Origin of the sequence: Microbacterium sp. IEGM 1404 (assembly GCF_030056775.1) — a bacterium.
In the GTDB taxonomy this organism is placed as follows: Bacteria; Actinomycetota; Actinomycetes; order Actinomycetales; family Microbacteriaceae; genus Microbacterium.
This window is the reverse complement of the sequence record NZ_JASHKP010000002.1, coordinates 641,966-655,876: the sequence shown is the minus strand read 5'-3', so window position 1 is coordinate 655,876 and position 13,911 is coordinate 641,966. Positions and strand designations below refer to the sequence as shown.

Below are 13,911 nucleotides of genomic sequence, written 5' to 3'. Positions count from 1 at the left end.
CTGCAAGCCCGCGCGGTTGTCCGACCACGGCCCTAAGGTGAAGCCCATGGAATTTGGCATCTTCGTCCCGCAGGGTTGGCGCTTCGATCTGGTGGGTATCGACCCCGCCGAGCAGTGGCGGGCGATGAGCTCGCTCGCCCAGAGCGCTGATGAGGGGCCGTGGTCGTCCATCTGGGTCTACGACCACTTCCACACCACCCCGGTGCCGAGCGCCGAGGCGACGCACGAGGCGTGGACACTCATGGCCGCCTTCGCCGCCGTCACCGACCGGGTGCGCCTCGGGCAGATGTGCACGTGCATGGGCTACCGCAACCCGGCCTACCTCGCGAAGGTCGCGGCGACGGTCGACCTCATCTCGGGCGGTCGCGCCGAGATGGGCATCGGCGGCGGCTGGTACGAGCACGAGTGGCGCGCGTACGGCTACGGGTTCCCGCCGATCGCCGAGCGTCTGGGGCGCCTCCGCGAGGGCGTCGAGATCATGCACCAGGCATGGACCACCGGTTCGGCGACACTCGCCGGGAAGTACTACGAGGTCGACGGCGCGATCGTGCAGCCGCAGCCGCTCCAGCCCGGCGGCATCCCGCTGTGGATCGCCGGCGGCGGCGAGAAGGTCACGCTCAAGATCGCCGCGACCTACGCCTCGTACACGAACTTCGGCGGTTCGCTCGAGGAGTTCGACCACAAGTCCGACGTGCTGCGCGGGCACTGCGAGGCACAGGGCCGCGACTTCGGCGAGATCACGCGGTCCACGAACTTCAACACGATCGTCGCGGCCACCGAGGCCGAGGCCGACGAGCGTCTCGCCGCTGTCGTGGCGCGTCTCCGGCCTCACGTGGGCGACGAGCGGGCGGATGCCATCGAGGCCGACTACCGCGCCTCCGACGCGTTCGGCACCCCCGAGCAGATCGTCGAACGCCTGCGCGCCCGCGCCGAGCACGGCCTCGGCTACGCCATCCATTACTTCCCCGAGGCCGCGTACGACACCTCGGGCCTCACGCTGTTCGAGCGCGAGGTGGTCCCCGCGCTCGCGTGAAGCTCCGCCCCTCACGCGCGGCCCCTCAGACCAGCGGGGCGACCTCGGCGTACGCGTCGGGCTCGACGGGCGGGGTGGATGCCGGGGCGCCGAACACGCGCCCGCGGCGGGTCGTGGCATCCCAGGTCGGCCATCCCGGGTCGCCGTCCCGGATGAAACCGACCGCGGCGGCATGCATCTCGCCGGCGAGGTCGGTGGGCGGCGCGTCGCCGGCGATCGCGGTGACGCCTCCGGCGTCGAGGTGGTCGAACCAGAACGGCACGTCGAGGCAGTGGCACGCGAACCCGATCGGCGGGGACGGCCACGCGAAGCGGTACACCCACGTCGCGTCGCCACCGCGGGCGCGGGCGGTGCGCAGCACGACGGAGCGGATGACCCGGTCCGAGACGTAGCCGCCGAGCCGGGCGGCAGCACCCCGCCGTCGGGACCGCGCGAGGTAGGCCCGCCGCCGGGAGCGACCGAGCCCCAGGACGGCGAGGGCGAGCGCGACCGGGACCAGCCCCAGCGGCTTCCGCCAGCGGGCCGTGACCATCGTGAACTCGTCGTCGGTCGCGCCCACCACCAGGGGGATGTCGGCCGACGCCCCGTCGGCGAGGGCGTCGAGCGGCGGTCGCGGGAGCAGCTCCCCGTCCACCACCGGTCCGAGCGGCAGGCCGTCGTCGAGCAGCGCGGTGAGTCCGGCGAGCCGGGCGCGACGTTCGGGCTTCTGCGCCTGCCGCTGCAGCTCGAGCACACGCTCCTCGGGCAGGGTGGTGAAGCCGTCGCGGTCGGGGCGCACGCCCGCGAGGGCCGCGAGACGGTCGGCGAACCGGCGCGCGTCGGGCGCGGCGACGGCCCCCAGCGCGGGCGACAGGGCCATGGCGCGCTGGAACAGACCGGATGCCGCGGGGCTCGCCAGCAGCGCGAGCACGGATCCGCCGCCCGCCGACTGGCCCGCGATCGTCACGCGGCCGGGATCGCCCCCGAAGGCGCGGATCTCGTCGCGCACCCACTCGAGCGCCGCGATCTGGTCGCGGAGCCCGCGGTTGGACGGGGCTCCGTCGATCGCGCCGAAGCCGTCGAACCCCAGCCGGTACGAGATCACCACCGTCACCACGCCGTCGCGCGCGAACGCGTCGCCGTCGTACCAGCGGCTCGCGGGCGACCCCGACACGAATCCGCCGCCGTGGATCCAGACGAGCACCGGGAGCGCGGCATCCGGGGTCGCGTCCCGCGGCGCGAAGACGTTCACGTTCAGCGTGGCGTCGCCGGGCACGCTCGGTTCGGGGATGAGCGTGATGCCCGTGTCGCCGCGCTGGGCCGTGGCGCCGTAGGTCGTCGCGGCGCGTTCTCCCTCCCACGGGTCCGGGGGTTCCGGGGCGGCGAACCGCAACCGTCCGACGGGTGCCTGCGCGAACGGGATGCCGAGGAACACCGCCGTCCCTCCGCGGGTGAACCCGCGCATGCGGCCGCGGGTGGTGGCGACGACGGGTTGCGTGGCATCCATCGCCCCATCCTGTCGTCCCACCCGGGCGAGTCGCCAGGATTTGTCGCCTGGCGGGCGCTCACGGCGACAAATCCTGGCGACTCACGCGGGGGTGTCCCACCACCGCAGGACGCGCAGCGCGAAGAACGTCAGCCACCGCGACGGCTGGCCCGCGGGGACGTCGACCGGGAACCACTCGCGGCCCTCGGGCGGGTAGGCCTGGTGCCACGTGCCGTCGGGATCGCGGGTCGCGCGCACCCGTTCGATCGCCTCGGCGAGCCGCGGATCGGGAGCGGTTCCGTCGTGCAGGGCGGCCGCGCGGAAGTGGTCGAGGGCGCGGAGCGCGCTGTAGCGGAACCGGAACGGGTACCCCAGGTGGTCCGCCCACCGGTGCTTCTCGCCGGTGGAGAGGCGGAACAGCAACCGCCGCTCGAGCAGGTACTCCTCGGCCCCGCGCCGGGCGTCGTGCAGCGCGGGGGTGCCGCCCGTGCGCCACTCGTCGTCGAGGATCCCGACCACCGAGTTCAGGGTCGAGTGGAACGACGACCGCGTCGAACCCTCCACCCACTCGCAGTTCCAGCCGCCGTCGGGCAGGAGGTGCTCGACGAACCAGTCCCGGATGCCACTCACGTCGGCCCCGAGCCACGCACCGCTCGCGAGGGTGAAGGAGTTGATGCAGGCATCCACTTCGCCGTCCCAGAACGGAAGATCCTCGTACTCCCAGCGGGCGTGGCGCTCGAGGAGCCCCGCGGTGTCGGGGCGGAGGGCCGTGGCATCCACGCCCCATTCGCGCAGCGCCATGAGCGACCACGACGTGGCCGTCCAGGGCTGCGGGTCGTTGCCGTCGAAGTCGGCGGGGAAGTGCGCGCCGCCGGCCCACTGCCCGTCCGGGTCCTGCCGGGCGAGCAGCTGTGCGCCGAAGCCCTCGCGCGCGACCCGGGCGCGGGTCGCCTCCCACTCGGCGGCGGGTGCGTCGAGCAGATCGCGCTCGACTTTCCACCGCAGCGCGGGGTCGCTGTCGTGCAGCCAGTCGAGGACGCCGTCGTCGGATGCCATTCCCGCACGCTACGCCCGTGCTTCCGCGGCTCGCCAGTGCGGCATGCCCGGGAGCGGTCGCGGTCGGTGACACGCCTGAACGCGCCCTGCGCGCAGAAACGCGTGGAGAGCGCGTTTCTGCGCGCGGAAAGTGTTCATGCCGCGCCGTGCGACGCCCCGCGGCCCGCGGGGTCACGGCCGCCGGCAGCGTCACGCGTCGCGGCGCGCACCCTCCGACGGCGTCACCGTGAACACGTTCGGGGCGCGGAATCCGGATGCCGCGAACGCGGCGTGCACGGCCTCGGTCGCCGCGGGCACCAGCTCCGTGGGGATCAGCGCGATCGCGGCGCCGCCGAAGCCGCCGCCGGTCATCCGGGCGCCGAGCGCTCCCGCGGCCAGGGCCGTCTCGACCGCGAGGTCGAGCTCGGGCACCGAGATCTCGAAGTCGTCGCGCATCGACGCGTGCGACGCGGTCAGCAGGTCGCCGATCGCGCGCGGCCCGTCGGCGTCGAGGGCGGTCACGGTGTCGAGGACGCGCTGGTTCTCGGTCACGATGTGCCGCACACGGCGGAAGGTCACGTCGTCGAGGATCTCCGCGGCGCGGGGCAGGTCGTCGACGGTGAGGTCGCGCAGCGCCGGCACGCCGAAGGCCGCGGCGCCCTTCTCGCACGAGGCGCGGCGCTCGCGGTACCCGCCCGAGGAGTGCGCGTGCTCGACGAGCGTGTCCACGACGAGGATCGCGAGGCCGGCCTCCGCGAAGCCCAGGGCGACCGGTCGTGTCTCGAGCGTGCGGCAGTCCAGGAAGGTCGCGGCATCGGCCTCGCCGAGCATGGATGCCATCTGGTCCATGATCCCGGTGGGCGCCCCGACCGCGTCGTTCTCGGCGGTGCGGCCGACGCGCGCGAGGGCGACCTTGTCGAGCCCGGCGCCCCACACGTCGTTGAGGGCGGAGGCCACGGCCCCCTCGATCGCGGCGGACGACGAGAGGCCCGCTCCCACCGGCACCTCCGACGCCAGGGCGATGTCGACGCCCCGGGCTGCGGCATCCGGGGCCGCCGCGCGCAGCGCCCACGCCACGCCCAGCGGGTATCCGGCCCAGTCGAGGCCGCCGGCGGCGATGCGGGCGTCGAGGTCGGCGAGCGATACCTCGACCGCGTCAGCGGAGAAGGTCGAACGCACGCGGATCACGTCGTCGTCGCGCAGCGCGACGGCGGCGGCGGTGCGCTGCGCGATCGCGAACGGCAGGACGAAGCCCTCGTTGTAGTCGGTGTGCTCGCCGATGAGGTTGGCGCGGCCGGGGGCGGACCACACCCCCGCGGCGGGCGCGTCGGTCAGGGTGGCGAGCAGGGCGCGGGCGTCGTCGACGGCGGTCATGCCGTCACCTCCGGAACGGTGTCGAGGGCGGCGCGCAGGCGTTCGGCCTGCGACTCGGGGGTGACATCGCCGATCCAGGCGCCCATGGCGGCTTCGGACCCGGCGAGGTACTTGAGCTTGTCGGCCGCGCGGCGCGGCGACGTGATCTGCAGGTTGAGTCGCACGCTGTCGCGGGCCCGGGCGACGGGCGCCTGGTGCCACGCGGCGATGTACGGCGTGGGCGTGTCGTACAGCGCGTCGATGCCGCGCAGCAGCCGCAGGTAGAACGGGGCGAGCTCGTCGCGCTCGGCATCCGTCGTCTCGGCGAGGTCGGCGACCTGCCGGTGCGGCAGCACGTGCACCTCGATGGGCCAGCGCGCCGCGAACGGCACGAACGCCGTCCAGTGCTCGCCGCGCAGCACCACGCGGGGACCGGATGCCTCGAACTCGAGGATCCGCGCGAACAGGTCGGGCGAGGTGCGCGAGACGGTGTCGAGCAGGCGCTGCGTCCGCGGGGTGACGTACGGGTAGGCGTAGATCTGCCCGTGCGGGTGGGGGAGGGTGACGCCGATCTCCTGCCCGCGGTTCTCGAACGGGAACACCTGACGGATGCCGGGGAGGGCCGACAGTGCGGCCGTGCGGTCGGCCCATGCTTCGATGACGGTGCGGGCGCGGGCGCGCGACAGCGTGCCGAAGGATCCCTCGTGCTCGGGGCTGAAGCAGACGACCTCGCAGCGCCCGACGGAGGTGCGGGTGCGGCCGAGTCCGAGGTGCTCGAGGTCGTCGTCGCCGCGCGGCGGGTCGACCGCGGCGGGGGCGTCGCCGTGGGCGACGTCGAGCGCGGGACCGAAGGACGGCGACTTGTTCTCGAACACCGCGACGTCGTAGCGCGACGGGATCTCCGACGGGTTGGTCGGCGTCTGCGGCGCGAGCGGATCCAGGTGCGCGGGAGGCAGGAACGCCCGGTTCTGGCGATTGGATGCCACGGTGATCCAGTCGCCCGTGAGGACGTCCTGTCGCATGGTCGCGGTGGCGGGGCGGGGGTCGAGCTCGCGGGCGTCGATCGCGCGCTCGGGGCCGAGCGTCGTGCCGGCGTCGTCGAAGTAGATCAGTTCGCGGCCGTCGGCCAGGCGCGTGGGGCGCTTGACGACTCCGGCGCCGAGGGCCACTGCGGTGGGGCTGTCCGTGTTCACGATAACACGCTACAGATCAGCCGTGATATCGTCAACACCGAGGGGGTGGCATGCGCGTATCGATGGCCGACGTGGCCGCGGCGGCCGGGGTTTCGGCCCAGACGGTCTCGCGCGTCGCGAACGGCAGTCCCCGGGTCGATCCCACCACCCGCGCCCGCGTCGAGAAGGCGATGGGTGACCTCGGCTACCGCATGCACCGCGCCGCGCGCGCACTCCGTACCGGGCAGACCTCCACGATCGGGCTGGTCGTGTCGACGCTGGCATCCGTCGGCAACTCCCGCATGCTGCAGGCGATCTCCGAGGCGGCCGCCGCGCGCGACTACGCCCTCGCCGTGGTCACGGTGGGGGAGCGCGGCATCCGGGAGGCCTTCGCCCGCCTGCGCTCGCAGGGGGTCGACGGTGCCGTGGTGCTCAACGAGGCGACCGAGCTGGTGCGTGACGCCCCGCCGGCGGATCTTCACCTCGTCGTCGTCGACTCACCGCCCGACGAGCGCTTCTCGATCGTCCAGACCGACCACGCCGGTGGCGCCCGCGCGGCCGTCGAGCACCTGCTCGGGCTCGGCCACGACACGGTGCACCACGTCGCGGGTCCCGCGCGTTCCTTCGCCGCGGCTGAGCGCGAGCGGGCCTGGCGTGCCACGCTCGCCGACGCCGGTCGGCGCGTGCCCGAGCCCGTGCGCGGCGACTGGACATCGGCATCCGGTCACGCCGCCGTCTCGGCCTTGACCGATGCGACGGCGGTGTTCGTGGCGAACGACCAGATGGCGCTCGGCGCGCTGCGCGCGTTCGCCGACGCCGGTCGTCGCGTCCCCGAGGATGTGGCGGTCGTCGGATTCGACGACATCGTGGATGCCGCCGAGTACCGCCCGCCCCTCACGACCGTGCGCCAGGATTTCGACGCCCTTGGTGCGCGGACCGTCGAGGCCCTCGTCGCCGCGATCGAGGGCGGCACGCACGTCGCCGAGACGGTGCCGGCGCCCCTCGTCGTCCGCGACAGCGCGCGCTGAGTTCTCGCCGCCCCCGCCCCTGCCCCCGCCATTGCCGGGTTTGGGGCGCATTTCGCTGTTTGGGGCGTCGTATTCACGCCCCAAACGCAAGAACACGCCCCAAACCGGGCAGGACGCCGACGCGGTCTACTCCTCGAGCTGTCCCAACGACGGCTGCGCGACGAAGCGCGCGACCGGCGCGACGACCTGCTCCAGTTCGAGCACGACGATCTCGTTCGCGCCCGCACGCAGGACCGGTGCGGGGACGTACAGCGTCTCCTGCGGAACGTTCCGCCAGTACCGGCCGAGGAAGAAGCCGTTGACGAAGGCGAAGCCCTTGCCCCACGCCGAGGTGTCGAGGAACAGGTCGGTGGCCGCGTCGATCTCGAACGTGCCGCGGAGCAGCGCGCGGCCGAGGGTCCCGGCGCCGGCACCGGCGGCGGCGGCGAGGTCGATCGGCGTCGCCGTCCAGCCGGTCAGCGGGGCGCCGTCGAGCGTCGCGTCGCCGATCAGGCCTTTCTCCTCACCGAGCCGGTGGCCGTAGTTCACGCGACCCTGGTCTTCGACGAGCACCGTGAGGCGCGAGCCCGCGGGGATCGCGAGCGCGCGCTCGTGCAGCGTGCGGGAGAGGCGCCCGACGAACCTGCCGTCGACGTGCACCCAGGCGAGGTCGCGGACCTCGCCGAACGCGAGCACGGCGGGAGCGTTCGCGGGAAGGTCGACGTCGTACCGGACGAGGGGCCCGAGGTGTCCGAGCTCCTCGAACGTCGCGGGGGCGTCCGAGGCGGAACCGGTGGATGCCGGCATCCACTCGCCCTCGCCCGAGAGCGGCACCTCGAACACCGGCGCATCCGGCCGCGGCGCGGGCTCGAGGTCGGGCACCGGGGCGTACTTCGCGATCACGTCGCGGAAGGCGTGGAACTTCGCGGTCGGGTGCCCCGCCTCGTCGATGGGGGCGTCGTAGTCGTACGAGGTGACGATGGGGTCGAAGCGGCCCTTGTCGTTCGCGCCGTTCGTCGTGCCGAAGTTCGTGCCGCCGTGGACCATGTAGATGTTCACGGACGCGCCCGCCGCGAGCAGCACGTCGAGGTCGTGGGCGGAGGCGGCGGGGTCGGTCGTGTGGTGGATGCTGCCCCACCAGTCGAACCAGCCGTCCCAGAACTCCGAGCACATGAGCGGACCGGTGGGCTGGTGCTCGCGCAGGGTCGCGAGGCGCTCGGCCGAACGAGAGCCGAACGAGCCGGTGAGGTGCAGCTCGGGAAGACTGCCGTTCTCGAGCATCCACGGCATCGGCTGGTCGACGGTCGTCAGCGGCACGGTGATCCCGGCGTCGCGGGTGATCCGCACGAGTTCGCGCAGGTAGTCCTTGTCGGAGCCGTAGGCGCCGTACTCGTTCTCGATCTGCACGAGCACGACGTTGCCGCCGCGGTCGATCTGCCGCGGCACGACGATCTCGTATACGCGCTCGAGGTACTCCGTGACGGCGGCGAGATACTGCGGCTCCGAGCGGCGCAGGCCGATGCCCGGCGTGGACGTCAGCCACACGGGGAGCCCGCCGTTGTGCCACTCGGCGCAGATGTAGGGGCCCGGACGCACGATCGCGTGCAGCCCCTCGGCGGCCACGAGGTCGAGGAAGCGTCCGAGGTCGTTCCAGCCCGTGGCATCCCATTCGCCCCGCACCGGCTCGTGCGCGTTCCACGCGACGTAGGTCTCGATGGTGTTGAGGCCCATCGCCTTGGCCGTGCGGATGCGGTCGGCCCAGTGCTCGGGGTGGATGCGGAAGTAGTGCAGAGTCCCAGAGATGACCTGGAACGGTTCGCCGTCCAGGAGGAAATCGGTCTCGCCGATGGTGAAGGTGGTCACGTTCTCTCTCGGGTCAGGAGGCCAGCTGGACGCGCACGCGGGCCCACGCGAGCGGGGGGAGGGTGAAGCGCAGGATGCCGTCCACCACGTCGACGGCCAGGTCCGCCGGAGCCACCGGTTCGGCGTCGGCGGAATTCGTGGTGTCGCGGTCGCCGCCCTCGGGGATGGTGATGACGACGGCCTCGGCGGATGCCACGGCCCCGAGCTCGAGCTCGACCTCGGTCGCGCTGTCGAGCGAGCGATGGGCGAGGAAGACGTGGGCGGTGTCGCCGTCGACGGTGGCGATCGCGTCCACCGCGTCGACCTCGCCGTGGCGGGCGGTGGGGATGCGTTCGCCGTCGACCTCGAGGGGGACGACCCGCCCGGTCGCGGCCTCGGCCGTGAGGCGGAAGGGGTGGAACGTCGTCTGCCGCCACGCGGGCCCGCCGCCGGGCTCGGTGCGGATGGGGGCGATGACGTTGACGAGCTGCGCGAGGTTCGCCATCGAGACGCGGTCCGCGCGGCGCAGCAGCGTGATGAGGAGCGATCCGACGACGACGGCGTCGGTGACGGTGTAGTCGTCCTCGATGAGGCGCGGTGCGATCGGCCAGTCACCCGTGAAGACGCGGGGCTTGTCGACCTGGTTCCAGCGCGTCTGGTTCCAGACGTTCCATTCGTCGACGCTGATTCCGACCGGGGCGCCGTCGGGGGTGCGGGCGTCGACCTCGTCGATGATGTCGACGACCTCGCCGATGTAGCGGTCGAGAGCCGCGCCGCTGGCGAGGAAGCTCTGCGGGTCGGTGGGGTCTTCCTCGTAGTACGCGTGCACCGAGATGTGATCGACGAGGCCCGCGGTGTGCCGCAGCACGGTGCGCTCCCAGTCGCCGAACGTGGGCATCTCGTGGTTGGAGCTGCCCGCGGCCACGAGCTCGACGGCGGGATCGATGAACCGCATCATGCGCGCGGTCTCGGCGGCGAGGCGCCCGTACTCGTCGGCGGTCTTGTGCCCGATCTGCCACGGGCCGTCCATCTCGTTGCCGAGGCACCACAGGCGGATGCCGAAGGGCTCGTCGCGCCCGTTCGCGCGGCGGCGATCGCTCAGCGCGGTGCCGGCGGGGTGGTTGGCGTACTCGAGCAGGTCGGCGGCCTCCGCGACGCCGCGCGTGCCGAGGTTCACGGCCTCCATGACCTCGAGCCCCGCGGCATCCGCCCACTCGGCGAACTCGTGCAGACCCACCTGGTTGGTCTCGGTGCTGTGCCACGCGGCATCCAGTCGCACCGGACGGTCGGCGCGCGGTCCCACGCCGTCCTCCCAGCGGTAGCCCGAGACGAAGTTGCCGCCGGGATAGCGCACGACCGTCGCACCGAGCTCGCGCACCAGGGCGAGCACGTCGGCGCGGAAGCCGGACCCGTCGGCGCTGGCGTGTCCGGGCGAATGGATGCCGTCGTACACGCAGCGGCCCATGTGCTCGACGAACGTGCCGAACAGGCGGCGCGGAACCTCGGCTCCGGGGCGGCGGGGGTCCAGCGTGATGCGGGTGGGGGAGGTCATGCGGCTCTCCTGGAGCGGGAAGGGAAGGGGCGGGTCGCTCGCTCGTGCGCGCGACCCGCCCCCGCTCATCGGCTTACTTGTTGACGCTGAAGCCCTGGTCGTTGCCGTACTGGACCAGCTGGTCCTGCCACGTCGACAGACCCTCGTTCAGGTCGCCCTTGGTGGCGTAGGCCTGGCCCACGGTGTCGCCGAAGATGCTGTTGGCGTACACCTGGAAGGGCAGGTAGCTCCAGCCCTTCACGACGTCGCTCGACGCCTGGGTGAGGACCTGGTTGATCTGCTGGCCGCCGAAGTAGTCCGACTTCTTGTCGACGAAGGCGGGGTCGCTCAGCTGCGCCGTGGTCGAGGGGAAGCCGCCTGACTCCGCGAAGATCGTGAGGCTCTCGTCGTCGTTGTTCAGCCACTTGAGGAAGCCCGCGGCCAGAGCCGGGTTCTTGCTCTGCTTGGTCACGGCCTGTCCGCCGCCGCCGTTCTCGGCCGTCGCGGCCTTGCCGTCGTACGTCGGGATCGGGGCGACGGCCCACTTGCCCGCGCCGTCCTTCACGGACGACTCGAGGACGCCCGGCATCCAGGCGCCGATGACGAGCGAGGCGATCGAGCCGTCACCGAGGCCCTTGAACCACTCGTCGCTCCAGCTCGGGGTGTCCGAGAGCAGGCCGCCGTCGATGAGGCGGTTCCAGTTGTCGGCGAACTTCTTCGAGCCGGCATCCTGCAGGTCGATCGTGACGTTCGTGCCGTCGGCCTTGAACGGGGTGCCGCCGGCCTGCCAGATCATGCTGGTGGTGAAGCCCGAGTCGCCGGTGTCGGCGGTGATGTACTTGGTCGGGTCGGCGGCGTGCAGCTTCTGCGCGGCCGCGTAGTACTCGTCCCACGTCGTCGGGACGGCGATGCCGTACTCGTCGAAGACGGACTTGTTGTAGAACAGCGCCATGGGGCCAGAGTCCTGCGGCAGGCCGTAGATCTTGCCGTCGAAGTCGACCGCACCCCACGGGCCGGTCGCGTAGGCGCTCTCGAGGTCGCCGAAGCCGTACGGCGCGAGGTCGAGCAGCGAGTCCGACAGGGCGAACTGCGGGAAGGCGTAGTACTCGATCTGCACGACGTCGGGGGCGCCCGAGCCGGCCTTGATCGCGTTCTGGAGCTTGGTGTACTCCTCGGTGTTGGTGCCCGCGTTGACGAGGTTGACCTTCACGTTCGGGTACTTCTTCTGGAAGGCCGCGACCTGCGCTTCGGCCGAGGGCGTCCACGACCAGTACGTGATCTCGCCACCCTCCTGGAGCGCCTTCTCGATGTCGTCGGCACTGCCGCCGTTGCTGCCGCCGCCCGTGCTGCCGCCGGAGCAGGCGGTCAGCGCGCCCACCGTGAGCGCGGTGGCCGCCAGAGCGAAGACGGTCCGCCGCACGGCGGTGCCCTTGCGCATGAATGTCATCGGGATTCCTTCACTTCGTTGTTGTGGATTGTGTTGCGGGATTCCGGGGCAGGACGCTCCGGGTTCGGGAGGGAGTCGAGGATCACTGCTTGACGCTTCCGGCACTCAGACCGGACTGCCAGAAGCGCTGCAGGACGAGGAACGCGGCGACGATCGGGATGATCGAGAGGAGCGCGCCGGTGATCACGAGGTTGTAGATCGGCTGGGCGCCGACGCCGGTCGCCTGCGCGTTCCACTGGTTCAGGCCGACGGTCAGGGGGTACCAGGCCGGGTCGCTGAGCATGATGAGCGGGAGGAAGTAGTTGTTCCAGGTCGCGACGACCGCGAACAGCAGCACCGTCACGATGCCCGGCGTGAGGAGCCGGATCGAGATGGTGAAGAACGTGCGGAACTCGCCCGCCCCGTCCATCCGGGCGGCCTCCAGCAGCTCGGTGGGGATGGCATCCGTCGCGTACACCCAGATGAGGTACAGGCCGAACGGGCTGATGAGCGACGGGATGATGATCGCCCAGGGGGTGTTCGTGAGACCGAGCTGGCTGAAGAGCAGGAAGGTCGGCACGGCGAGGGCCGTTCCCGGCACCGCGATGGCGCCGAGCACGACGGCGAACACGGCCTTGCGCCCGCGGAAGTTGTACTTGGCCAGGCCGTAGCCGGCCAGGGTCGCCAGCAGGGTCGCCCCTCCGGCGCCGACGACGACGTACAGCAGGGTGTTGCCGAGCCAGCGCAGGAAGATCCCGTCGCGGTAGGTCAGCGTCTGGACGATGTTGTCGCCCAGGGCGAAGCTGTCGCCGAACCACAGACCGAACGTCGAGAACAGGTCGGGCTGGGTCTTGGTCGCGTTGATGACGAGCCAGAACAGCGGCACCAGCGTGTACAGGAGGTACAGCGCCATGACGATGCTGAGGACGATCGACTTCTTGCTCTGGGTCGGCGAGGTGCGGGCGAAGCCGCGGCGCGAGCGCGAGCGGGAGGTGGTCACGGCCACGGTGTCGGTGCGGGGTGCGGTCGCGGTGGTCATCGCGCCTCCTGACGTGAGCCGCGCAGCTGCACGACGTAGGCGATGACGGCGGTGATGACGCCCATGATGATGGCGACCGTGGCCGCGTAGTTGTACTGCTGGCCGGCGAACGAGAGGTTGTAGGCGTACATGTTCGGCGTGAAGAACGTCGTGATGGTGTTCGGCGCGAGGGGCTTGAGGATGTTGGGCTCGTTGAAGAGCTGGAAGCTGCCGATGATCGAGAAGATCGTCGCGATGACGACCGCGCCGCGCACCGCGGGGATCTTGATCGAGAAGATCGTGCGCCACGCTCCGGCGCCGTCGATGGATGCCGCTTCGTACAGTTCGCCGGGGATCGTCTTCAGCGAGGAGTAGAAGATCAGCATGTTGTAGCCGACGAACTGCCACGTGACGATGTTGCCGATCGAGACCAGCATCCACTCGGGCACGAACGGCTGCACGAAGGTTCCGCCGAGAAGGTCGTTGAGGTTGCGGGTGAGGCCGAACTGATCTCCGTAGATGTACCCCCACATGAGCACCGCGACGACAGCCGGGACGGCGTAGGGGAGGAAGATCACGATGCGGTAGAAGCCGGCGGCGTGCAGGCGCGCGCTGTCGATCGCGAGGGCGGCCGCGAGCGCCAGGAGGAGCATGACGGGCACCTGCACGACGAGGAAGAGCGAGACGCGGCCGAGTCCGTCCCAGAACTTCCCGTCGCCGAAGACGGCGATGTAGTTGGCGAAGCCGACGAACGCGTTGCCGCCGACCAGCTGGTCGCGGAAGACGCTGAGGTAGAGCGAGTACGCGAGGGGCGCGAGGAAGACCAGCGCGAACACGATGGCGAACGGGGCGACGAACAGCCAGCCGCGGTCGTCGATACGGGCGCGTCGCTTACGGCGCGGGGGGCGCAGAGCGGGCGGGGGTGCCGCGGTGGTCGTCATCGTCCGGATGCCTCTTCATTGGTGCGCAACGCGGGCGGGTCGCCGCGATGTTGACGTAAACATAGCTCCCACCCCGTTAGCATGTCAA

General features: G+C 71.6%; 11 protein-coding genes. 2 read left to right on the top strand and 9 right to left on the bottom strand.

The window, feature by feature from the left end:
• Positions 1 to 46: 46 nt before the first annotated feature.
• The gene (locus QM517_RS08725; RefSeq protein WP_283286676.1) at positions 47 to 1,033 is read left to right on the top strand and encodes an LLM class F420-dependent oxidoreductase; all 987 of its coding nucleotides are present in this window, start codon (positions 47 to 49) and stop codon (positions 1,031 to 1,033) included.
• A 25-nt stretch (positions 1,034 to 1,058) separates the two neighbouring features.
• Here QM517_RS08725 and QM517_RS08720 read toward each other — a convergent pair whose 3' ends face one another.
• The 4 genes from QM517_RS08720 to galT all read right to left on the bottom strand — a co-directional run bounded on the left by QM517_RS08720 (position 1,059) and on the right by galT (position 6,079).
• Positions 1,059 to 2,519, bottom strand: a complete 1,461-nt coding sequence (locus QM517_RS08720) for a carboxylesterase/lipase family protein (protein WP_283286674.1) — start codon at positions 2,517 to 2,519, stop codon at positions 1,059 to 1,061.
• An 81-nt stretch (positions 2,520 to 2,600) separates the two neighbouring features.
• Positions 2,601 to 3,554, bottom strand: a complete 954-nt coding sequence (locus tag QM517_RS08715) for a squalene cyclase (RefSeq protein ID WP_283286671.1) — start codon at positions 3,552 to 3,554, stop codon at positions 2,601 to 2,603.
• Between the two features lie 189 nt (positions 3,555 to 3,743).
• Positions 3,744 to 4,907: a galactokinase gene (gene galK / locus QM517_RS08710; protein ID WP_283286669.1), complete on the bottom strand. Its 1,164-nt coding sequence runs from the start codon at positions 4,905 to 4,907 to the stop codon at positions 3,744 to 3,746.
• Positions 4,904 to 6,079 carry a galactose-1-phosphate uridylyltransferase gene (galT, locus tag QM517_RS08705; protein WP_283286667.1) on the bottom strand — a complete coding sequence of 392 codons (1,176 nt, stop codon included), beginning with the start codon at positions 6,077 to 6,079 and terminating at the stop codon, positions 4,904 to 4,906. The genes galK and galT overlap by 4 nt, the downstream gene beginning before the upstream one ends.
• Positions 6,080 to 6,129: 50 nt before the next feature.
• Here galT and QM517_RS08700 point away from each other — a divergent pair, with 50 nt between their 5' ends.
• Entirely contained in the window at positions 6,130 to 7,086 is a 957-nt protein-coding gene (locus QM517_RS08700) for a LacI family DNA-binding transcriptional regulator (RefSeq protein ID WP_283286664.1), read from the top strand.
• Between the two features lie 126 nt (positions 7,087 to 7,212).
• On the opposite strand, the gene QM517_RS08695 is transcribed toward QM517_RS08700, so the two are convergent.
• The 5 genes from QM517_RS08695 to QM517_RS08675 form a co-directional block, all read right to left on the bottom strand.
• Entirely contained in the window at positions 7,213 to 8,928 is a 1,716-nt protein-coding gene (locus QM517_RS08695; protein WP_283286663.1) for a glycoside hydrolase family 35 protein, read from the bottom strand.
• A 13-nt stretch (positions 8,929 to 8,941) separates the two neighbouring features.
• Complete coding sequence (locus QM517_RS08690; protein ID WP_283286661.1) at positions 8,942 to 10,459, bottom strand: alpha-N-arabinofuranosidase; 1,518 nt, start codon at positions 10,457 to 10,459, stop codon at positions 8,942 to 8,944.
• A 73-nt stretch (positions 10,460 to 10,532) separates the two neighbouring features.
• On the bottom strand, positions 10,533 to 11,885 hold the full coding sequence (locus QM517_RS08685; protein ID WP_283286660.1) for an ABC transporter substrate-binding protein: 1,353 nt from the start codon (positions 11,883 to 11,885) through the stop codon (positions 10,533 to 10,535).
• 82 nt (positions 11,886 to 11,967) lie between these two features.
• Entirely contained in the window at positions 11,968 to 12,903 is a 936-nt protein-coding gene (locus QM517_RS08680) for a carbohydrate ABC transporter permease (protein WP_202400988.1), read from the bottom strand.
• Complete coding sequence (locus tag QM517_RS08675; RefSeq protein ID WP_278102747.1) at positions 12,900 to 13,823, bottom strand: carbohydrate ABC transporter permease; 924 nt, start codon at positions 13,821 to 13,823, stop codon at positions 12,900 to 12,902. Before QM517_RS08675 ends, QM517_RS08680 begins: the two co-directional genes overlap by 4 nt.
• Between the last annotated feature and the right edge of the window lie 88 nt (positions 13,824 to 13,911).

Excerpts from the sequence above, each read along its gene's own strand:
- QM517_RS08725 (WP_283286676.1), top strand. The coding sequence starts at position 47 with ATGGAATTTGGCATCTTCGTCCCGCAGGGTTGGCGCTTCGATCTGGTG.
- QM517_RS08720 (WP_283286674.1), bottom strand. The coding sequence starts at position 2,519 with ATGGATGCCACGCAACCCGTCGTCGCCACCACCCGCGGCCGCATGCGC.
- QM517_RS08715 (WP_283286671.1), bottom strand. The coding sequence starts at position 3,554 with ATGGCATCCGACGACGGCGTCCTCGACTGGCTGCACGACAGCGACCCC.
- galK (WP_283286669.1), bottom strand. The coding sequence starts at position 4,907 with ATGACCGCCGTCGACGACGCCCGCGCCCTGCTCGCCACCCTGACCGAC.
- QM517_RS08700 (WP_283286664.1), top strand. The coding sequence starts at position 6,130 with ATGCGCGTATCGATGGCCGACGTGGCCGCGGCGGCCGGGGTTTCGGCC.
- QM517_RS08690 (WP_283286661.1), bottom strand. The coding sequence starts at position 10,459 with ATGACCTCCCCCACCCGCATCACGCTGGACCCCCGCCGCCCCGGAGCC.
- QM517_RS08685 (WP_283286660.1), bottom strand. The coding sequence starts at position 11,885 with ATGACATTCATGCGCAAGGGCACCGCCGTGCGGCGGACCGTCTTCGCT.
- QM517_RS08680 (WP_202400988.1), bottom strand. The coding sequence starts at position 12,903 with ATGACCACCGCGACCGCACCCCGCACCGACACCGTGGCCGTGACCACC.
- QM517_RS08675 (WP_278102747.1), bottom strand. The coding sequence starts at position 13,823 with ATGACGACCACCGCGGCACCCCCGCCCGCTCTGCGCCCCCCGCGCCGT.